The organism is Phenylobacterium sp., from assembly GCF_046290725.1.
In the GTDB taxonomy this organism is placed as follows: Bacteria; Pseudomonadota; Alphaproteobacteria; order Caulobacterales; family Caulobacteraceae; genus Phenylobacterium.
The window spans coordinates 893,517-911,887 of the sequence record NZ_JBKBUH010000001.1; the positions used below are offsets into that span (position 1 = coordinate 893,517).

The following is an 18,371-nucleotide window of genomic DNA, read 5'->3' on the forward strand; positions in this document are numbered from 1 at the left end:
CTCAGTGCGCGTCGTCCCAGTTGGGGGCGGCGCGCGCGTCCACCACCAGGGGCACCGAGAGCGCGACGGCGGGTTCAGCGGCGCGCTCCATGGTCTTCTTCGCCACGGCGATGGTCGCCTCGGCCTCCGCTTCCGGAGCTTCGAAGACCAGTTCATCATGCACCTGCAGCAGCATCCGCGCCGACAGGCCAGCCGCCTTCAGGGCGTCCGGCATCCGGATCATCGCCCGCCGCATCACGTCGGCCGCGGCGCCTTGGATCGGCGCGTTGATCGCCGCCCGGTCGCCGAAGGCCCGCTCGGCGGCCGACTTCGACTTCACCGCCGGAATGTGGACCTTGCGCCCGAAGATGGTGCTGACGAAGCCCTGGGTGCGGGCGAGCTGCTTGGTCCGGTCCATATAGGTGCGGATGCCGGGGAAGCGGTCGAAATAGGTCTTGATGTAGGCGCCGGCCTCGTCCTGGGGGATCGAGAGCTGGTTGGCCAGGCCGAAGGCTGAGATGCCGTAGACGATGCCGAAATTGATCGCCTTGGCCCGGCGGCGGGTCTCGGCCGGCATGCCCTCGATCGGCACGCCGAACATCTCCGAGGCGGTGGCCGCGTGGATGTCCAGGCCCCGGTGGAAGGCCTCCTTCAGCTGCGGGATGTCGCCGATATGGGCGAGCAGGCGCAGCTCGATCTGGCTGTAGTCGGCGCTGATCAGCACGTGTCCCGGCTCGGCGATGAAAGCCTTGCGGATCTTGCGCCCTTCTTCCGTCCGGATCGGGATGTTCTGCAGGTTTGGATCGGAGGAGGAGAGCCGGCCGGTCGAGGTCGAGGCCAGGGCGTAGGAGGTATGCACCCGTCCCGTCCGCTCGGAGATCGCCGCGACCAGGGCCTCTGTATAGGTGCCGCGCAGCTTGGAGAGCTGACGCCAGTCGAGCAGCACGCGGGGCAGCTCATGGCCCTGGGCCGCCAGCTCCTCGAGCATGGAGGCGTCGGTGGAGGCCGCGCCCGTGGCCGTCACCCGGCCCGAGGCCAAGCCCATCTCCTGGAACAGCACCTCGCCGATCTGCTTGGGGCTGCCCAGGTTGAACGGACGGCCGGCGAGGTGGTGAGCCTCGGCCTCCAGCTCGGCCATCCGCGTCCCGAAGTCATTGGAGAGCTGGCGCAGGCGCTCGGTATCCACCCGGACGCCGGCGCACTCCATGTCCGCCAGCACCTTGGGCATGCCGCGTTCGAGGGTTTCGTAGACGGTCAGCAGCCCCTCGCGGTGCAGGCGCGGGCGCAGGTGCTCGTAGAGCCGCAGGGTGACGTCGGCGTCCTCGGCCGCATAGCAGGTGGCCGCATCCAGCGGCACGTGCTTGAAGCTCTTCTGGGCCTTGCCGGTCCCGGCGACAGTCTTGAACTCGATGGGCGCGTGCCCCAGCCAGCGCTTGGAAAGCTCGTCCATGCCGTGGCTCTTGTGCAGCCCGCCCTCCAGGGCGTAGCTGATCAGCATGGTGTCCTCGATGGGCCAGACCGCGATCCCGTAGCGGGAGAGGACCGCCATGTCGTACTTGGCGTTCTGCGCCACCTTCAGGACCGCGGGATCCTCCAGCAGCGGCTTGAGCCGCGCGATGACGTCTTCGCACGGGATCTGCTCCAGCGCCTCGGGGGCCTCGAACTCCAGCCCGCCGGCGCCCTCGTTCTCGTGGCCGACCGGGATATAGACCGCCTCGCCCGGGGCGACCGCCAGCGAAAAGCCGCAGAGATTGGCTCCGGCCGAGGAAAGCGAGTCCGTCTCGGTGTCGAAGGCGACCACGCCCGCGGCCCGGGCCTTGGCGATCCAGACCTCGAGCGTGGCGACGTCGCGCACGCAGACATAGGCGGAGGTGTCGATGGCCGGGTGCTCCGGCGAAGGGGCCGGCGCCTGAACGGGCGCCTGGGCCTCGACGCCGTTCGCCCGCGCCTCGCCGATCCGCCGCGCGAGCGAACGGAACTCCATCTCCTCCAGGAACTTGCCGAGCACAGCGGGGTCGGGATCATCGACCACGAGCTCGTCGATGGGGGACGGGAGCGGCGTGTCGCAGTCGAGCCGGACCAACTCCCGCGAGAGGCGGATCTGGTCGGCGAATTCGATCAGGGTCTCGCGCCGCTTGGGCTGCTTGATCTCCGAAGCGCGGGCCAGGAGGGTGTCGAGATCGCCGAACTCGTTGATCAGAAGGGCGGCGGTCTTCACTCCGATGCCGGGGGCGCCCGGCACGTTATCGACCGAGTCGCCGCACAGGGCCTGGACGTCCACCACCTTCTCGGGCGGCACGCCGAACTTCTCGATCACCTGCTCGCGGCCGATCTTCAGGTTCTTCATGGTGTCGAGCATGGAGACCCGGTCGCCGACCAGTTGCATCAGGTCCTTGTCGGACGAGACGATGACCGCCTCCCCGCCCAGGTCGCGGACCTTGCAGGCATAGGCGGCGATCAGGTCGTCGGCCTCGTAGCCGGGCAGCTCCAGGCACGGCACGCCGAACGCCCGCGTCGCTTCGCGCATCAGCGGAAACTGCGGGATCAGGTCCTCGGGCGGCGGCGGCCGATGGGCCTTGTACTGATCGTACAGCTTGTTGCGGAACGTCTCTTCCGAATGATCGAACACCACGGCCAGGTGGGTCGGTCCCTCGGGCTTGGCCTTCATCTCCACCAGGAACTTCCACAGCATGTTGCAGAAGCCCGAAATCGCCCCGATCGGCAGGCCGTCGGACTTGCGGGTCAGCGGCGGCAGGGCGTGATAGGCGCGGAAGATGAAGCCGGAGCCGTCCACCAGATAGAGCCGCACCGCCGGCCCGTCCTGGGTCGGTTCGCGCGGGATCTCGTCCAGGGCGGCGGGGGCGGCGTCGAGGGTCTCGGTCATGGGGGCAAGATAGGCGCGCGGAGGCCGCCGGTCATCTGCCCCCGCCGCCGAATTTCAACGCCTCAGGCGAACCGCCTGTTGAGGTCCGGCAGGCCTTGGCCCAGGGCCGCGAGAGCCGAGGCGTCGCCGCTGGCCGTATAGTCCGCCATCGCCCGGGCGAGCGCCGCATAGGCCGCCCGGAACGGCGCGGTCGCCGAGGAGAGCCTTCGCACGCCCAGCGCCTGCAGCCGCTCGGCCGTGGGCGCGCCGCCGCGGCCCATGACGTTGAGCGGCAGGGCGATCTCCTGGGCCAGGGTGGCGATCAGGCTCTCGTCCACCGGGCCGGGGACGAAGATTCCATCAGCTCCGGCGCCCTTATAGAATTCGGCGCGCCGCAGCGTCTCGTTCAGGGCTTCGTCGCCCGAGCCGCCGCGCAGATAGACGTCGATGCGGGCGTTGACGAACAGCCTGTCGCCGGCGGTCTTTCGCACGGCTTCGATCTTGCGGGCGTGCAGGCCGGGATCCCGCGGGCCGTCCTCCAGGTTGATCCCCACCGCCCCGGCGCCGATCACGCCCTCGATCACCTCGGCCAGTTCGGAAAGGTCGTCGGTGTAGCCGCCTTCAATGTCGGCGGTGAGGGGAACGGAGACCACGCGGGTGATCTCGGAGATCGTCGAAAACAGGGCCGAGCGCGGCAGCACGTCGCCGTCCGCATAGCCGTGCGCCCAGGCCACGGCGGCCGAGGAGGTGCCCACCGCCTCGGCGCCGGCGTCGGCCATCAGGGCGGCGCTGGCCGCATCCCAGGCGTTGGGCAGGACCAGGATCTCCGGGCCTTCGTGCAGTTTGCGGAACGCCGCGGCCTTGTCTTGCTGGGTCATGCTCGCCTCCTCGTCAGGTGAAGGACGATATAGGAAGCGCCGCCGTGACGTGCTGGCGGGATTCGGACAGGGTCAGCGCGCGCGCCCTCTTCGTCATCCTGGAGTTGCGCAGCGGCTGTCGGGCCCCATGAACGCCGGATCGCGCAAGTCGGCTCGCAGCGTCGACGCCGGGCTCCACATGAAAGGACCCGTGCGGAGGTATGGGTCTTCGGCTGCGCCGAGACCGGGATGACAGCTTTTGAGGGCGCTCAGTGCCCGTGCGGGCCTTCGTACACGCCCGGCGCCAGGCGCTCGTCCTCGGCGCCTTCGGAGCCCTCCGCCAGCACGAAGCGGCGGTCGCAATAGGGACATTCCACGAAGGCCGCTTCGCCCATCTCCAGCCAGACCCTGGGATGGCCCAGGGCGCCGCCGACCCCGTCGCAGGCGATCCGGCCGGAGCGGACCACGATCACCTCCGGCGCCGGATGCGGCGGCGTAGCCGCCGGCTTGGCGGGCATGGGCTCCAGCTTCGAGGAGCGGCCTTGGTCGGGAACGGGGGCTTTGCGGGCCATGAAACTCTCCGGTGCGCGCGCCTTGGCGGAACCCGCGCGCGCGCCTAGGTATGCGAGCGCGGCTTTCGCCGTCAATCCATCGAGCCCGAGGCCAAACCCCGCATGGACCTGCCCGACTACGCCATCGAGGCCGAAGGCCTGGTGAAGACCTATCCCGCCACCAAGACCACGCCGGAGATGCGGGCCCTGAAGGGCGTGGACCTGAAGATCCCGCGCGGGGCGATCTTCGGCCTGCTGGGACCGAACGGGGCGGGCAAGTCGACCTTCATCAACATCCTGGCCGGCCTCTGCAAGAAGACTTCGGGCACGGTGCGCATCTGGGGCCGCGACATCGACGAGCGCCCGCGCGACGCCCGCGCCGCCATCGGCGTGGTGCCCCAGGAGATCGCCGCCGACCCCTTCTTCACCCCGCGCGAAAGCCTCGAAGTCCAGGCCGGCATGTACGGCGTGCCGCCGGGAGAACGTCGCACCATGGAGCTGCTGGAGGCCTTGGGCCTGGCCGACAAGGCCTCGGCCTATGTGCGCCAGCTCTCCGGCGGCATGAAGCGCCGCCTTATGGTGGCCAAGGCCATGACCCACAATCCGCCGGTGCTGATCCTCGACGAGCCCACCGCGGGCGTCGACGTGGAGCTGCGCCGCCAGCTCTGGGCCTATGTGCTGGAGCTGAACCGCAAGGGCGTGACCATCGTGCTCACCACCCACTATCTGGAAGAGGCCCAGGAGCTCTGCGACCAGATCGCCATCGTCAACCGCGGCGAGGTCGTGGCCTGCGAACCCACCACCACCCTGCTGCGCCGGCTCGACACCCGCAACGTCATCGTCCTGCCGGAGGAGCCGCTGGCGGCGGCGCCCCAGCTTGCCGGCTTCGAGACCCGGCTGCGGCCGGACGGCTCCTTCGCCGTCACCTACCGCACCGGCCAGTCCAGCGTGGAGCAGGTGCTGGCGGCCGTCCGCGCTATCGGCCTGCACATCAAGGACATCTCCACCGAGGACCCGGACCTGGAGGATGTGTTCGTGGCGCTCACCACCGCGACGGAAAAGGCGCCGGCCTAAGCCTTTCGCTTCGGCGCGGTTTCCGCTAGAAGCGCCTTCCGCTCGAAGCACGCACCCGTAGCTCAGCTGGATAGAGCGTTGCCCTCCGAAGGCAAAGGTCACACGTTCGAATCGTGTCGGGTGCGCCATTCTCCCTGAATGACTTTCTCGCCGTGGCGCTCGGAGGCGCCCTCGGCGCCATGCTGCGCTTCTGGCTGTCGGGCGTGGTCGACCGCCGTATCGGGGGGCGGTTTCCGTGGGGCGTCCTGTCGGTGAACGTGACCGGCGCCGCGGCGCTGGGGCTGATGGCCGGTGCCCTGCTGGAGCCTGGCCGCCCGTCGGCCGCATTGCCGCTGTGGCTGGCGCTCGCCGTCGGGGTGCTGGGCAGCTACACCACGGTCTCGTCCTTCAGCCTCCAGACCCTGATCCTGGTGCAAAACCGCGAGCTGCGCCGCGCCGCCTGGAACGTCGCAGCCTCGCTCCTCCTCTGCCTGACCGCGGCGGCCGCCGGGCTTGCGGCGGGTCAATGGCTGGCGGGGGGCTGAGCCATGGCGGGACGGCTCGGCCTCTATGCGGCGGTGGGGGCCGGCGGCGCCCTGGGTTCGGCGGCGCGCTACGGCGTTTCGCTGGCCCTGGCCGGTGCTGACTTTCCCTGGGGGACGCTGGCCGTCAACGCCCTCGGCTCGTTCCTGATCGGCCTCTATTTCGCCGGGACGGACACGGACGGCCAGACGGCCGGCCGCCCCTTGGCGGGCCAGTTCGTCATGGGCGGCTTCTGCGGCGGTTTCACGACGTTCTCGATCTTCAGCCTCGAAGCGCTGCGGCTGGTGCAGGAGGGCGCCTGGGGACGGGCCGGCGCGTTCGTCGGCGGCTCACTGATCCTGTGGTCGGTCTCGGTCTGGCTGGGGCACGAGATCGGCACGCGGGCGCGCCGCGCGCGGACGGCGGGCTGACCGCCTTCACAGGAGGACGGCGCTCAAGTCCTCTTCGAGCTCCGGCGTCGGAGCCGGCGCGGCGTCAAAGAACCGGTCGTGCAGGGCGCGTTCGCTGGCCATGGTGTAACGGGCGCCGAGGATTTCCCGGGCGCATTCGACGGCCTCCGCCGACGGCGGCCCGCCGGCCTCGGCGGCGGCTTCCAGTTCGGCCAGGATCCCGCGCAGGGCCTGGCCGATATCCTCGCGGATGCGCATGTCGCGGGCGGTGACCGCCAGCAGCCGCGCGACCTGGTCGCCGTCGCGCGCCAGCACTCCCAGCGCATCGGCGAGGTCGGCGTCGACGCCCTCCAGCAGGGCGACCGATGCAGCGGCTTCGGCCTCCAGGGACGCCGACGCCTCACCGTCCGTCCAGACCGAACTCAGGGATTGCGCCAGCGCCTGCGCCTCGCCCAGGCCGTCGACCACCAACTCGGCCGCGCCGACGGTGGCCGCCACCAGCCCGCCGAGTTCCTGGGCGATCACCTTCAGGGCGCGGCCGTCCTGGCCCAGGCGGCTGCACTGCAGGGCCATGTTCAGGCTGACCAGGCGCATCTCGGCCTCGATGGCCTGGACCGCCTCGATCCGCTGGGCCAGTTCGGCGACCCGCTCCACCACGCGCCGGGCGGCGCGGTCGAGCTCGGCGCTGGCGGCCTCGCATGAACGGATCAGATCGCAGGTGCGGCGCAGCTCCTCGGCCAGCTCCACCAGGAACGAGCCGCGCTCGGCGCCGAACACCGCCTGACCGCGGCGCACCACCTCGCATGCCTCGCCGCGCAGGCTGCCGAGCGCCCGGACCACCTGGTCGAGCTCGCCTTCGAACGCCGCAATGGCCTGGGAAAGCTGCTCGGCCTGCAGCCGGCAGATCGCGCCGGCGACCGCCGCATCGTCCCCCGCCGCCAGATGGGCGGAAAGCGCGTCGAGCGCGGCCTCCACATGCTCCACCCGCTGGCGGGTGATGTCGCCGATCTGCAGGGCGAAGACGGCGGTCCCGACCCGGTCGCGGATCTGGGCCGACAGCCGGCCCACCTCCAGGCTGGCCGCGGCGGCCTGGCTGCGGCGGGCGGCGACCGCCTCCAGCCCGCCGTTCACCCGCACCACGAACTGTGAGAGGTCGGACCTGCGCCCGGCGTCGAAGCGGGCGCTCTGGGCGTCGGCGGCCCGCAGGGAGGCGACCAGCTCCCCATAAACGTCGGCGAAGGCCCGGATGGTGCGGGTGGCGTGCTCCGAGAGCCGGGCGATGTCGGCGGTGAAGACGCAGAAGTCCGCATTGTCGCCGGTCAGGGACGCGGCCGCGACCCGGGCGTTGAGGGCGACCATGCCGATGGCCCGCACGGCGCTGGAGATCTCGCCGACCGGGCGCTCCACGCGGGCGACCACGGCCATCAGGCGCTTCAGGCCCTCCTGCTCAGCGGTGAGCCGCACGGCCATGGCCTCGGCGGCGGCGGCCACCTGGCGGAGGCGGGCCTCGGCCTCCGTGACGGCGGCGCCTTCGAGCCGGCGGGGCAGCCCCTCGAACAGCTCCGAGAGCGCCGACAGCAGCTCGACGCACTGGCCCAGCCGGTCGCCCACCGCCACGAAGGCGCCTTCGATCCGCCGCCGCGGCTCTCCCAGGCGGGCGGACAGGTCGGCGACCGCGCAGTTCTGCGCGGTCGTGTTTCCGGCGTCGATCGCCTTGACCGCCGCCGTCATGCGGCGCCTCGGCCAACGGCCGGCCGGGCGGCGATCAGCAGCTCGGCGGCGATCCGCGTCAGAGGCAGAACCTTCATGGCCGCGCCAAGCGCGATGGCCTCCTTGGGCATGCCGAAGACGATGCTGGTCGCCTCGTCCTGGGCGAAGGTGCGCGCGCCGGACTGGCGCAACTCGAGCAGGCCCTGGGCGCCGTCGTCGCCCATGCCCGTCAGAAGGGCCGCGGCGGCGTTCGGTCCCGCGCATTGGGCCGCGGACCGGAAGAGCACGTCGACGGAAGGCCGGTGGCGGCGCACGTGCGGACCGTCGTCCAAGGCGACCTCGTAGCGGCGGCCGACCCGGCGCAGCAGCATGTGCCGGTCGCCCGGCGCGACCAGCACCCGGCCGGCGGTCAGGGCGTCGCCCGGTTCGGCCTCCTTGACCTCCACCGCACACAGGCCGTCGAGCCGCCGGGCGAAGGCGGCGGTGAAGCGTTCGGGCATGTGCTGCACCACCGCCACGCCGGGCGCGTCGGGCGGCAGGGACTGCAGGATCACCCGCAGGGCTTCGGTCCCCCCGGTGGAGGCGCCGATGCAGATCACCGGCTCGGTGGCGATCTTCGGCGCGGCTGATGCGGCGGCGGGCGGGATGACCGCATCGGCGGTCAGCTTGGCCTGCGGCTCCAGCCTTGGCGGGGCGCGGCGGCCGCCGAACAGGCGCGCCTGGGCGGCCGCCTTGGCCGTGTCGCAGATGCGCATGCGCGCCTCCTGCAGGAACCTGGCCGTGCCGATCTTCGGCTTGGTCACCACGTCGACGGCGCCGCTCTCCAGCGCCTTCATCAGGGCTTCGGAGCCCTCTTCGGTCAGGCTGGAGCAGATCACCACCGGGATCGGCCGCTGGGCCATGATCTTGCGCAGGAAGGTCAGGCCGTCCATGCGCGGCATCTCGATGTCGAGGAAGATCACGTCGGGCACGGCCCGCTTGATCTGTTCGGCCGCCTCGTAGGGGTCGGCGGCGGTGGCCATCACCTCGAGCGCGGGGTCGGACGCGACGATCTCCGCCAGGGCGCGGCGGACGGAAGCCGAGTCGTCGACGATCAGGACGCGTATCTTGTCGGCGGCTGCGGGCATCTCAGGTCAGGTCTTCTGGAACACCGAGGGCGCGCACTGGCGCAGCCGCATGTGCGTCCCGATCATGGATTCGGAGTGGCCGAGGATCAGATAGCCCCCGGGGCGCAGGTGGCCGGCCAGCCGGCGGATCACCGCCTCCTGGGTCTGGCGCTCGAAATAGATCAGCACGTTGCGCAGGAAGATGACGTCCACGTCCCGGTCGAAGGGATAGGTCTGGGACATCAGGTTCAGCCGCGCGAACCGCACCAGGCGGCGCAGTTCGGGCGCGATGCGGACCTCCCGGGCGCCGGCCTTGGAGGTCAGCAGGTAGCGGCGGCGCAGCGCCTCCGGCACCGGCTCCACGGCCGCCTCGGCATAGACCGCGCGGCGGCCGTGTTCGAGCACCTGGGTGGAGATGTCGGTCCCCAGCACCGCAAAGCGGAAACCACCGACCTCGCGCGCCAGTTCGGCCAGCACCATGGCGGCGGTATAGGGCTCGGCGCCGTTGGAGCAGGCCGCGCTCCAGACCTTCAGGAACGGCGTCCCCCCGCCACGCCGGGCGGTCAGGAGCTCCGGGACGATGCGTCCGGTCAGCCAGGCGAAATGGTCCGGCTCCCGGAAAAAGTCGGTCTTGTTGGTGGTGACCACGTCGATGAGGTGCGGCAGCTCCGTCTCCAGGCCGTCGGCCTCGAACAGGAACCGGCAATATTCGGACACGCCCGAATAGCCGAGATGGCGCACCCGCTTGCGCAGCCGGCCTTCCAGCATCAGGCGCTTGCCCTGGGGCAGCTTGATGCCGACCTCCTCGCCGATCAGCCGGGAGAGCCGCTCGAAGTCGCGGTCGCCCAACTCCTCGCTCCGGACGCCGGCCGAAAGGATCCTCGGCGCGGTACGCACCGCCGACGCGCTAGGCGGCATCCGCCGCCTCCGACGCCAGCAGCGGGATCTCGTCGGACGAGAACAGCCGGTCGAGATCGAGCACGGTGACGAAGGCGCCGTTGCGCCGGCCCATTCCAGCGATGCAGTCGGAGCGCCAGCGGGTTCCGATCTCCGGCGGCGGCTCCAGCTCGGCCCCGTCCAGCACCGTCACCTCGAACACCCGATCGGCCTTCAGGCCGAGCGTCAGCATGCGCGCCTCGGCGGAGATCCACAGCACGACGATGCGGGTGCTCTCGTCGTCCCGGCCCGGGGCCAGGCCGAGCTTGGCCCGCAAGTCGACCACCGGGACGCCGCTGCCGCGGACGTCGATCATCCCCAGGAAATCGGCCGGAGTGTGCGGCAGGCGGGCGATCGGGCGCAGCTCCAGGATCTCCTGGACCCGATCGACAGGGACGGCGAACGTCTCCCCCGCCAGGCCGAGCGTGACGTACTGCGCAGCGTCGGACACGAACCGGCCTCCCGTCAGGCCGCGCCGCGGCGCGCGAACTCGCCGTCGAGGGCGTCGGAGCCGTCGCCCATGTCCAGCGCGAAGCCGCCGCCGTGGGATGCGGCCGCCGGTGCCGGCGCCGGCTTGCGGCTCATGTGCGGCGCCGACATCAGAGCCTTGCGGACTTCACGGCCGGCGGTCTGGTCGAACCGAGACCTGGCGGGCCGCGCGGCGCTCTCGTCCAGGCGGAAGTAGCCGATTGTGGCCTGCAGCTGCTCGGCCTGGTTGGCCAGCTCCTCGGAGGTGGCCGACATCTCTTCCGAAGCGCCGGCGTTCTGTTGGGTCACCTTGTCCAGCTGCTGGATGGCGGCGTTGATCTGGGCGGCGCCGGCGTTCTGTTCGCGGCTGGCGACCGAGATCTCCTCCACCAGGCTGGCGGTGCGCTGGATGTCGGGCACCAGCTTCGACAGCATCTCGCCAGCGGCCTGAGCCGCCTTGACCGTATCGCCCGAAAGCGTGCCGATCTCGGCGGCGGCGGCCTGGCTGCGCTCGGCGAGCTTGCGCACCTCCGAAGCCACCACGGCGAAGCCCTTGCCGTGCTCGCCGGCGCGGGCCGCCTCGACCGCGGCGTTGAGCGCCAGAAGGTCGGTCTGACGGGCGATCTCCTGCACGATCATGATCTTCTCGGCGATGGTCTGCATGGCTTCCACCGCCCTGCCGACCGCCTGGCCGCTGGCCTGGGCGTCGGCCGCCGACTGGCGGGCGATCTGCTCGGTCTGGCCGGCGTTTTCGGCGTTCTGCTTGATGTTGGCGGCCATCTCCTCCATCGAGGCCGAGGCCTCTTCGGTGGACGAAGCCTGCTCGGTCGCGCCCTGGGAGAGCTGCTCGGAGCTGGCCGACAGCTCCTGGCTGCCCGCGGCCACGTTGCGCGAGGCGGCCATCACCTCGGAGACCACCTCCCTCAGCTTGGCCGTCATGGTGTTGAGGGCGTCGATCAGGTCCTTGATCTCGTCATTGGTCTTGACCGTGGCGGTGGCGTTCAGGTCGCCGGCGGCCACGGCGTTGGCCAGGCCGACGGCCGAGGTCAGCGCCCGGCTCATGGTGTAGAGGATCCACCCCGCGGCCCCGAGGGCGATGAGGGTCGATGCGGTGAGAAGACCGATCAGCAGGGCCCGGGAGCCATCGTACAGGGCGTCGGTGTCCTTCGACGCCTGTTCGAGCTGCTCGTTGTTGAGGTCGAGCACGCTGTTGAGCGCGTCGACGGCCTTCTGGCGGATCGTGCGGCCTTCGCCGTTGGCGAGCGCGAAGGCCTCCGCATTGTTGTTGGCGAGCGCCAGGCGTTGGATCCGGGCGTGCATCGCCAGATAGTCGTCATAGGCCTGGATGAAGGCGTCGATCCGGCGCTTGCCCTCGTCGCTCGCCGAGCTCCGCAGCTTGGCCGTCTCCTCCTTGATGGCGGCGATCTCGCCGTCCATGGCGCGGACCACCTCGGCCATGCCGGCCTCGTCAGTCGTCAGGATGAGATTCCGCTCGTCGCGGGCCACCCGCAGCGTCCGGGCGTTGATCAGGTTGGCGATCTGGATGCGCTGGACGTTGCCTTCCACGGCGGCGTTGAACGCGTTGTTCAACTCGCCCAGCTTGCCGATGGCTATGAACATGCTGACGCCCGCCAGCGCGATGACGATGGCGAACGTCAAGCCGAGCTTGACCTTCATGGTGAGTCTCATGACCCGGTCCCCTCTTCCGGACGCGGCGCCCCCGCGCCGGTCTGAGTTGCGAAAATCCGCCCCAGATTGGGGACGATGATGAAGTCGTCGCCGCGCTTGCCGACGCCGCGGACGAAGTCGGCGCGCCACCGCATGCCCACCTTCGGGGCCTCCTCGATGGTCGTCGGTTCGATGTCGGTGACGTCGTAGACGCGGTCGGCCCGGACGCCGACGATGGTCGGCTCCTCGTCCAGCTCGATTTCCAGCACGACGATGCGGGTGTGGGCGTCGGCGGCGCGCCGCTCCATGCCGAACATCACCCGAAGGTCCGCCAGCGGCACGACGCGGCCGCGGACATTGATCAGCCCGTCGACGAACGGCGGGGCGTTCGGCACCTGGGTGATTGGCGGCGGGTCGAGGATCTCGCGCACGCTTTCGGCCTCGATGGCGAACACCTCGCCGTCCAGGTCCAGGGTCACGACCTTCATGCCGCCCTCCCGAGGCGATGGGCCGTCAGCCGCTCTTCGAAGGCCTGGCCGAAGGCGACCAGATGGGCGACGTCGAGGATCAGGGCGACGGTCCCGTCGCCGAGGATGGTGGCGCCGGAGAAGGTCTCCACGCCCGCGTGCAGCTTGGACAGCGACTTGATGACGGTCTGGCTGTTGCCGATGATCTGGTCGACCACCAGACCCACGCGCAGCTCGCCCGAAGAGACGATCACCACCTTCTGGTGCGGCTCCGGCGGCGCGTCGACCTTCAGGAGCTCGCGCAGCCGCAGGAAGGGCACCAGGGCGCCGCGGATGTTCAGGAAGCTGCGGCCGGCCTCCGGCGCGTCGGCCTGGGGCGGCAGCTCCACGCATTCCTCCACGGCCGAAAGCGGGATGGCGTAGCGCCCGCTTCCCACCCGCACCAGCATGCCGTCGATGATGGCCAGCGTCAGCGGCAGGCGCAGGGTGGCGGTGGTCCCGCCGCCGGGCCGGGTGGCGATGTCGATGCTGCCCCGCAGGCTTTCCACGGTGCGCTTGACGACATCCATGCCAACCCCGCGGCCGGAGACCGAGGTGATCTGGGAGGCGGTGGAGAAGCCCGGATGGAACAGGAACTGGTACAGTTCGGAATCGGAGAGCTTGGCCTCCGGCGACAGAAGCCCCGCCTCCTCGGCCTTGGCGCGGATCCGGGCGGCGTCCAGGCCCCGTCCGTCGTCCGAAATGGAGATCGCCACCTCCGCCCCGGCGTGCACGGCCGACAGCCGTACCGAGCCGGCCGCCGGCTTGCCGGCCGCGGCGCGGCCCTCCGGCGTCTCGAGCCCGTGATCGACGGCGTTGCGGATCAGGTGGACCAGGGGGTCGGCGAGGCGCTCGACCACGGTCTTGTCCAGTTCGGTCTCCTCGCCGGAGGTGACGAACTCGACCTTCTTCTCAAGGCTGGCGGACAGGTCGTGCACCAGCCGGCGGAAGCGGCCGAACAGGCTGCCGATGGGCACCATGCGGATGCCCATGGTGGTGTCGCGCAGGCCCGAAGACAGCCGCTCCAGCTCCTCGGCGATGGCCTTCAAGGCGGGGTCGGCCCCGGCTTCGGCGATTTGGGACAGGCGCGCCTGGGCGATCACCAACTCGCCCACACGGTCCATCAGCTCGTCCAGGCGTTCGGCGGGTACGCGCATGGACCCGCCGCCCTTGCCGGGGGCGCGCGCTTCGGCGGCGGGCGCTTCCAGGGCTGCGGCGGCCGGCGGCGGCGCGAGTTCGGCCTCCGGCTCCAGGGCGAACTCCATCTCGTCGCGCAGGAACATGAAGACGTCTTCCACCGCCGCGCGGTCGACCTCGGCCGGCAGGCGCGCCGTCCAGGCGAGGTGCAGCTGCTGAGGATCGAGGTCTTCGAGCGGCGGAAGGGTTTCGGTGAGGGCCGTCACCTCGAAGGCGCCCAACTCCCGCAGCTCGTCCAGCAGCAGCAGCGGATTGGCGCCCGAAGCCAGGGCGTCGGCCGGCAGGCGGAAACGCAGACGCCAGGGCGCCCCCGAAGCGAGAGCCGGAGCGCCTTCGGCGGCCGTCGCCGGCGTCTTGGCCGCGCCCGGTCGGACGATGGCCTCCAGGGCCGCGACGATGGCCGCGCCGTCCCCGGCGTCTTCACCGGGCTGGAAGATGAGGGCGTGGACGTGGTCCTTGGCCTGCAGGGCCACGGAGATCAGCGCCTCGCCGGCGCTGGCGCGGCCCTTGCGCACCTGGTCGAAGGCGGTCTCGAACTCGTGCACGAAGGCGGCGACCGCCTCGAAGCCGAACATCGCACCCGACCCCTTGATCGTGTGCAGGGCGCGGAAGGCGCCGTCGATCAGCGTCCGATCCTCCGGCGCCCTGGCCAGGTCGAGAAGGATCTGCTCGAGCTGCTCCAGAAGGTCTTTCGCCTCCTGGCGGAACACCTCGGCAGGATCGGCCGCGCTCATTGGCCGGCCACCTTCCTGACGATGGCGAGCAGCTGGTCCTGACGAAAGGGCTTGACCATCCAGCCGATGGCCCCGGCTTCCCGGGCCTGGCGCTTCAGCTCGTCGTCGGACTCGGTGGTCAGGAGGACGATCGGAACACCGGTGCTGGAAGGGTGTCGGCGGAAGCTACGGATGAAGTCCAGCCCGTTCATATTGGGCATGTTGAGGTCGGTGATGACCGCATCGACCGTCTCGGAAGTGGCCTTGGCCAGGCCTTCGGCCCCGTCGACCGCCTCCAGCACCCGATAGCCGGCGCCCGAAAGGGTCATCCGCACCATCTGCCGGACCGAGGCCGAATCGTCGACCGTGAGGATGGTCTTCGTCATCCCTGCGTCTCCTGAGAATTCCAGAGGTCGCTCGCCAGGCCGCAGCGGGCGAAGATTACGCCGCACGCCTCTCCCGGCGGCGAAGGGGCCAGCCGGAGGATGCGACCGTTGGCGTCGGCGCTCTTCCTTGCGGCGAGCAGGACCTGGACGAGCGCGACGTCGATCGACTCGACGCCGGAAAGGTCCAGATCGACGGCTTCATGCTCGCCGATCGCGGCGAGCAACTGCTCACGGATCGCCGGAGCATCGCGCAGGTTCAGCGCGCCCTGCAAGCTTACCGTGTAGGAGTCTTCAACCTGCATGTCTTCCGAACTCGTCCGCTTTTCAACCCACAGCCTTGCCATTCGCCGCCGATATGACTGCGTCTAAGCTTGTGTTAATTCCAATGAGAATTGAGACTATTGTCTTTGCAAATCGTCTCTTGGGGCCAATTGGTAAATATTGTCTATTATATCTCAATGAGCGCCAACTAGATCTCAATGATAACTGAACATCGTTCTCCTTTTCAGGAGAGAGACCCGACGGACTATTTCGGTTGGCAGTTAATCAAGCCCTAAATTTCACCTATAACGGGCATCTGCGCCAAGTTGTCGCATCGGTCACCCCATCCATGGGTTGATTTTTTGAGAGCCGTAAGCGGCTCTCGGCGCGGGGGAACCCGGCCCCCGGCCGGACGCTGTGACCGCCCTTCCCTGGCTCAAGGGCCCGAATTCGGATTGCGGCTTGCAATCAGTTGCTGCAGGCCTGTACCGTGTGCGCTTTGCAACTGGTTTCTAGGAACGACGCATGACCATCGCCCATAGGTCGGGCTGCCCGATCAACCTGACCCTGGAGGTCCTGGGCGACCGCTGGAGCCTGCTGATCCTGCGCGACATGATCTTCGGCGCCCGGCGACGGTTCCGCGAGCTGCTCACCCAGTCGGAGGAAGGGATCGCCTCCAACATCCTGGCCGACCGCCTGCGGCGGCTGACCGAACAGGGGATCCTGACCCGCCGGGACGACCCAAGCCACAAGCAGAAGGCGATCTACAGCCTGACGGAACGGGGGGTGCAGCTGCTGCCGATCCTCGCCCAGATGGCTGCGTGGGGCCGGCGGCACCTGCCGGTGACCGAGGAGCTCTCGATCCGCGCCCAGCTCCTGGAGGAAGGCGGACCGCCGCTCTGGGAACGCTTCATGGACGAGCTGCGCGCCGAGCACCTGGGCGACGCGGATCCCGGCTCGTCCCAGGTGCGCGCGGAACTGCAGGCGGCCTACGAGGCCGTGGTGGCGCGCCTCAAAGCCTGAGCGAGCGGAGACGCAGGGCGTTGCCCACCACGCTGACCGAAGAGAGCGCCATGGCCGCCGCAGCGATGGCGGGGGACAGAAGCCACCCGAACGCCGGATAGAGCACCCCGGCGGCGATCGGAACGCCGGCGGCGTTGTAGACGAAGGCGAAGAACAGGTTCTCGCGGATATTGCGCATCACCGCCCGCGACAGCCGGCGAGCCTTGACCAGGCCCTGCAGGTCGCCCTGCAGCAGGGTCACCCCGGCGCTCTCGATCGCCACGTCGGCGCCTGCGCCCATGGCGACGCCCACTTCCGCCGCGGCCAGGGCCGGGGCGTCGTTCACGCCATCTCCGGCCATGGCTGTCCTGCGCCCCTCGCGCCGGAACCGCTCCACGACCTCGGCCTTGTCCTGGGGCAGGACCTCGGCTTCGACCTCGTCGATCCCCAGCCTGCGGGCCACGGCGAGGGCCGTGGTGCGGTTGTCGCCGGTCATCATCACCAGCCGCACCCCTTCGGCCTGCAGGGCGCGCACGGCCTCCGGCGTCGTGGGCTTGATGGGATCGGCGATGGCGAAGACCGCCGCCGCCGCCCCGTCCACCGCGGCGAAGATCGCCGTGGCGCCCTCCGCGCGAAGCGCCTCCGCCTCGGCCTCGAGGCCGGCGGTCACGACCCCCTGCTCGGCCAGGAACTTGCCCGAGCCGAGGACGAGGCTGCGGCCCTCCACCACGCCGAGCACGCCTTTGCCCACGGGGGAATCGAATTCGGTGGGCTGCGAAAGCGGCAGGCCGCGCTCGGCCGCCGCGCGGAGAATCGCGTCCGCCAGGGGGTGCTCGCTTCCGCGTTCCAGGCCGGCGGCCAGCCGCAGAACCTCCGCCTCCTCGAAACCCGCCGCCGTCCGGATGGCGACCACCGCCGGGCGGCCTTCCGTCAGGGTCCCGGTCTTGTCGATCACCAGGGTGTCGATCTTCTCGAAGCGCTCCAGGGCCTCGGCGTTCTTGATCAGCACGCCGGCCTGGGCGCCGCGGCCCACGCCGACCATGATCGAGATCGGCGTGGCCAGTCCCAAGGCGCAGGGACAGGCGATGATCAGGACCGACACCGCCGCGATCAGGCCGAAAGCGAAGGGCGGCTCCGGACCGACCAGGCCCCAGACCAGGAAGGAAACCGCGGCGATCACGATGACGACGGGCACGAACCAGCCGGACACCTGGTCGGCCATGCGCTGGATCGGGGCGCGGCTGCGCTGGGCCTGGGCCACCATGTGGACGATCTGGGCCAGCAGGGTGTCGGCGCCGATCTTCTCGGCCCGCATCAGGAAGGAGCCGGTCTTGTTGATCGAGCCGCCGACCACCTTGTCACCCGGCGCCTTGGTCACCGGCATGGACTCCCCCGTGACCATGGATTCGTCGATGGAGACCCGCCCTTCCAGGAGCTCCCCGTCGACGGGAACCTTCTCCCCCGGGCGCACGCGAAGCCGGTCGCCGACATCGACCCGGTCGAGCGGGACCTCCTCGTCGGTCCCGTCCGGGCGCAGGCGCCGCGCGGTCTTCGGGGCCAGGTCGAGCAGGGCCTTGATGGCGCCGGAGGTCCGCTCGCGGGCGCGGAGCTCCAGAACCTGCCCCAGCAGGACGAGGACGGTGATGACGGCGGCGGCTTCGTAGTAGATCGCGACCGATCCGTCCTCGCGGCGGAATGCGGGCGGGAAGACCCCCGGCCAGAACGTCGCCACGACGCTGTAGGCCCAGGCCACTCCGACGCCCATGGCGATGAGGGTGAACATGTTGAGGCGGCGCGTCGCCACCGACCGGGCGCCGCGGACGAAGAACGGCCAGCCGCACCACAGCACGACGGGCGTCGCGAGCGCGAACTGCAGCCAGCCCGAAACCTGCGCGCCCAGCCGCATCATCAGGCCGGTGACATGGCCGCCCATCTCCAGCGCCAGCACCGGCAGGGTCAGGGCGAGCCCCACCCAGAACCGACGCGTGAAGTCGGCGAGCTCCGGGTTCGGGCCCTCGTCGGCTGCAACCGTCTCGGGCTCCAGGGCCATTCCGCAGATCGGGCAGGCGCCGGGCCCCGTTTGCCGGATCTGCGGGTGCATCGGGCAGGTGTAGATGACGCCGGGGCGCACGGGCGACGGCGCGGCCCGGCCTGATTCCTCGGCGTGGCGACGGATTTCCATG

The 18,371-nt window shown here is 70.3% G+C and carries 17 protein-coding genes and 1 tRNA gene; 5 read left to right on the forward strand and 13 right to left on the reverse strand.

Annotation, left to right across the window (positions count from 1 at the left end):
- Position 1: 1 nt before the first annotated feature.
- The 3 genes from polA to ACK41C_RS04770 form a co-directional block, all read right to left on the reverse strand.
- Positions 2-2,863 (reverse strand): DNA polymerase I, encoded by a 2,862-nt coding sequence (polA, locus tag ACK41C_RS04760; RefSeq protein ID WP_409651002.1) that lies wholly within the window; start codon positions 2,861-2,863, stop codon positions 2-4.
- Between the two features lie 62 nt (positions 2,864-2,925).
- Positions 2,926-3,720: an isocitrate lyase/phosphoenolpyruvate mutase family protein gene (locus ACK41C_RS04765; protein ID WP_409651004.1), complete on the reverse strand. Its 795-nt coding sequence runs from the start codon at positions 3,718-3,720 to the stop codon at positions 2,926-2,928.
- Between the two features lie 248 nt (positions 3,721-3,968).
- Positions 3,969-4,271 (reverse strand): zinc-finger domain-containing protein, encoded by a 303-nt coding sequence (locus ACK41C_RS04770; RefSeq protein WP_409651006.1) that lies wholly within the window; start codon positions 4,269-4,271, stop codon positions 3,969-3,971.
- A 102-nt stretch (positions 4,272-4,373) separates the two neighbouring features.
- On the opposite strand from ACK41C_RS04770, the gene ACK41C_RS04775 reads away from it, so the two are divergent.
- The 4 genes from ACK41C_RS04775 (at position 4,374) to ACK41C_RS04790 (ending at position 6,256) form a co-directional block, all read left to right on the forward strand.
- Positions 4,374-5,324 (forward strand): ABC transporter ATP-binding protein, encoded by a 951-nt coding sequence (locus tag ACK41C_RS04775; RefSeq protein WP_409651008.1) that lies wholly within the window; start codon positions 4,374-4,376, stop codon positions 5,322-5,324.
- Between the two features lie 51 nt (positions 5,325-5,375).
- A tRNA-Arg gene (locus tag ACK41C_RS04780) sits at positions 5,376-5,452 on the forward strand.
- A gap of 24 nt (positions 5,453-5,476) precedes the next feature.
- The gene (locus ACK41C_RS04785) at positions 5,477-5,848 is read left to right on the forward strand and encodes a CrcB family protein (RefSeq protein WP_409651010.1); all 372 of its coding nucleotides are present in this window, start codon (positions 5,477-5,479) and stop codon (positions 5,846-5,848) included.
- A gap of 3 nt (positions 5,849-5,851) precedes the next feature.
- A complete protein-coding gene (locus tag ACK41C_RS04790; protein WP_409651012.1) occupies positions 5,852-6,256 on the forward strand; it encodes a CrcB family protein in 405 nt (134 codons plus the stop codon).
- A 6-nt stretch (positions 6,257-6,262) separates the two neighbouring features.
- On the opposite strand, the gene ACK41C_RS04795 is transcribed toward ACK41C_RS04790, so the two are convergent.
- Genes ACK41C_RS04795 through ACK41C_RS04835 form a run of 9 tightly spaced genes read right to left on the reverse strand, consistent with a single transcriptional unit; the run spans position 6,263 to position 15,227 of the window.
- Positions 6,263-7,966 carry a hypothetical protein gene (locus ACK41C_RS04795; protein WP_409651014.1) on the reverse strand — a complete coding sequence of 568 codons (1,704 nt, stop codon included), beginning with the start codon at positions 7,964-7,966 and terminating at the stop codon, positions 6,263-6,265.
- Positions 7,963-9,072, reverse strand: coding sequence for a chemotaxis response regulator protein-glutamate methylesterase (locus ACK41C_RS04800; protein ID WP_409651016.1), 1,110 nt, complete (start codon positions 9,070-9,072; stop codon positions 7,963-7,965). Before ACK41C_RS04800 ends, ACK41C_RS04795 begins: the two co-directional genes overlap by 4 nt.
- Before the next feature lie 6 nt (positions 9,073-9,078).
- Positions 9,079-9,969, reverse strand: a complete 891-nt coding sequence (locus ACK41C_RS04805) for a CheR family methyltransferase (protein ID WP_409651018.1) — start codon at positions 9,967-9,969, stop codon at positions 9,079-9,081.
- Complete coding sequence (locus tag ACK41C_RS04810) at positions 9,959-10,438, reverse strand: chemotaxis protein CheW (protein ID WP_409651020.1); 480 nt, start codon at positions 10,436-10,438, stop codon at positions 9,959-9,961. The genes ACK41C_RS04805 and ACK41C_RS04810 overlap by 11 nt, the downstream gene beginning before the upstream one ends.
- A 14-nt stretch (positions 10,439-10,452) precedes the next feature.
- Positions 10,453-12,144: a methyl-accepting chemotaxis protein gene (locus ACK41C_RS04815; protein ID WP_409651022.1), complete on the reverse strand. Its 1,692-nt coding sequence runs from the start codon at positions 12,142-12,144 to the stop codon at positions 10,453-10,455.
- On the reverse strand, positions 12,141-12,611 hold the full coding sequence (locus ACK41C_RS04820; RefSeq protein WP_409651024.1) for a chemotaxis protein CheW: 471 nt from the start codon (positions 12,609-12,611) through the stop codon (positions 12,141-12,143). The genes ACK41C_RS04815 and ACK41C_RS04820 overlap by 4 nt, the downstream gene beginning before the upstream one ends.
- Positions 12,608-14,560 (reverse strand): chemotaxis protein CheA, encoded by a 1,953-nt coding sequence (locus ACK41C_RS04825; protein ID WP_409651026.1) that lies wholly within the window; start codon positions 14,558-14,560, stop codon positions 12,608-12,610. Before ACK41C_RS04825 ends, ACK41C_RS04820 begins: the two co-directional genes overlap by 4 nt.
- A complete protein-coding gene (locus ACK41C_RS04830; protein ID WP_409651028.1) occupies positions 14,557-14,925 on the reverse strand; it encodes a response regulator in 369 nt (122 codons plus the stop codon). The genes ACK41C_RS04825 and ACK41C_RS04830 overlap by 4 nt, the downstream gene beginning before the upstream one ends.
- Positions 14,922-15,227 (reverse strand): lipid asymmetry maintenance protein MlaB, encoded by a 306-nt coding sequence (locus tag ACK41C_RS04835; RefSeq protein ID WP_409651030.1) that lies wholly within the window; start codon positions 15,225-15,227, stop codon positions 14,922-14,924. The genes ACK41C_RS04830 and ACK41C_RS04835 overlap by 4 nt, the downstream gene beginning before the upstream one ends.
- Before the next feature lie 484 nt (positions 15,228-15,711).
- Between ACK41C_RS04835 and ACK41C_RS04840 the strand changes: the two genes are divergently transcribed.
- Positions 15,712-16,209 carry a winged helix-turn-helix transcriptional regulator gene (locus ACK41C_RS04840; protein ID WP_409651032.1) on the forward strand — a complete coding sequence of 166 codons (498 nt, stop codon included), beginning with the start codon at positions 15,712-15,714 and terminating at the stop codon, positions 16,207-16,209.
- Here ACK41C_RS04840 and ACK41C_RS04845 read toward each other — a convergent pair.
- Positions 16,199-18,370 (reverse strand): copper-transporting P-type ATPase, encoded by a 2,172-nt coding sequence (locus ACK41C_RS04845; protein ID WP_409651034.1) that lies wholly within the window; start codon positions 18,368-18,370, stop codon positions 16,199-16,201. The two genes, ACK41C_RS04840 and ACK41C_RS04845, sit on opposite strands and share 11 nt — an antisense overlap.
- Position 18,371: the final 1 nt, after the last annotated feature.

Bases quoted from the DNA above. Each gene is read 5' to 3' on its own strand.
- polA (WP_409651002.1), bottom strand. From the start codon at position 2,863: ATGACCGAGACCCTCGACGCCGCCCCCGCCGCCCTGGACGAGATCCCG.
- ACK41C_RS04765 (WP_409651004.1), bottom strand. From the start codon at position 3,720: ATGACCCAGCAAGACAAGGCCGCGGCGTTCCGCAAACTGCACGAAGGC.
- ACK41C_RS04770 (WP_409651006.1), bottom strand. From the start codon at position 4,271: ATGGCCCGCAAAGCCCCCGTTCCCGACCAAGGCCGCTCCTCGAAGCTG.
- ACK41C_RS04775 (WP_409651008.1), top strand. From the start codon at position 4,374: ATGGACCTGCCCGACTACGCCATCGAGGCCGAAGGCCTGGTGAAGACC.
- ACK41C_RS04790 (WP_409651012.1), top strand. From the start codon at position 5,852: ATGGCGGGACGGCTCGGCCTCTATGCGGCGGTGGGGGCCGGCGGCGCC.
- ACK41C_RS04795 (WP_409651014.1), bottom strand. From the start codon at position 7,966: ATGACGGCGGCGGTCAAGGCGATCGACGCCGGAAACACGACCGCGCAG.
- ACK41C_RS04800 (WP_409651016.1), bottom strand. From the start codon at position 9,072: ATGCCCGCAGCCGCCGACAAGATACGCGTCCTGATCGTCGACGACTCG.
- ACK41C_RS04805 (WP_409651018.1), bottom strand. From the start codon at position 9,969: ATGCCGCCTAGCGCGTCGGCGGTGCGTACCGCGCCGAGGATCCTTTCG.
- ACK41C_RS04815 (WP_409651022.1), bottom strand. From the start codon at position 12,144: ATGAGACTCACCATGAAGGTCAAGCTCGGCTTGACGTTCGCCATCGTC.
- ACK41C_RS04820 (WP_409651024.1), bottom strand. From the start codon at position 12,611: ATGAAGGTCGTGACCCTGGACCTGGACGGCGAGGTGTTCGCCATCGAG.
- ACK41C_RS04825 (WP_409651026.1), bottom strand. From the start codon at position 14,560: ATGAGCGCGGCCGATCCTGCCGAGGTGTTCCGCCAGGAGGCGAAAGAC.
- ACK41C_RS04830 (WP_409651028.1), bottom strand. From the start codon at position 14,925: ATGACGAAGACCATCCTCACGGTCGACGATTCGGCCTCGGTCCGGCAG.
- ACK41C_RS04835 (WP_409651030.1), bottom strand. From the start codon at position 15,227: ATGCAGGTTGAAGACTCCTACACGGTAAGCTTGCAGGGCGCGCTGAAC.
- ACK41C_RS04840 (WP_409651032.1), top strand. From the start codon at position 15,712: ATGACCATCGCCCATAGGTCGGGCTGCCCGATCAACCTGACCCTGGAG.
- ACK41C_RS04845 (WP_409651034.1), bottom strand. From the start codon at position 18,370: ATGGAAATCCGTCGCCACGCCGAGGAATCAGGCCGGGCCGCGCCGTCG.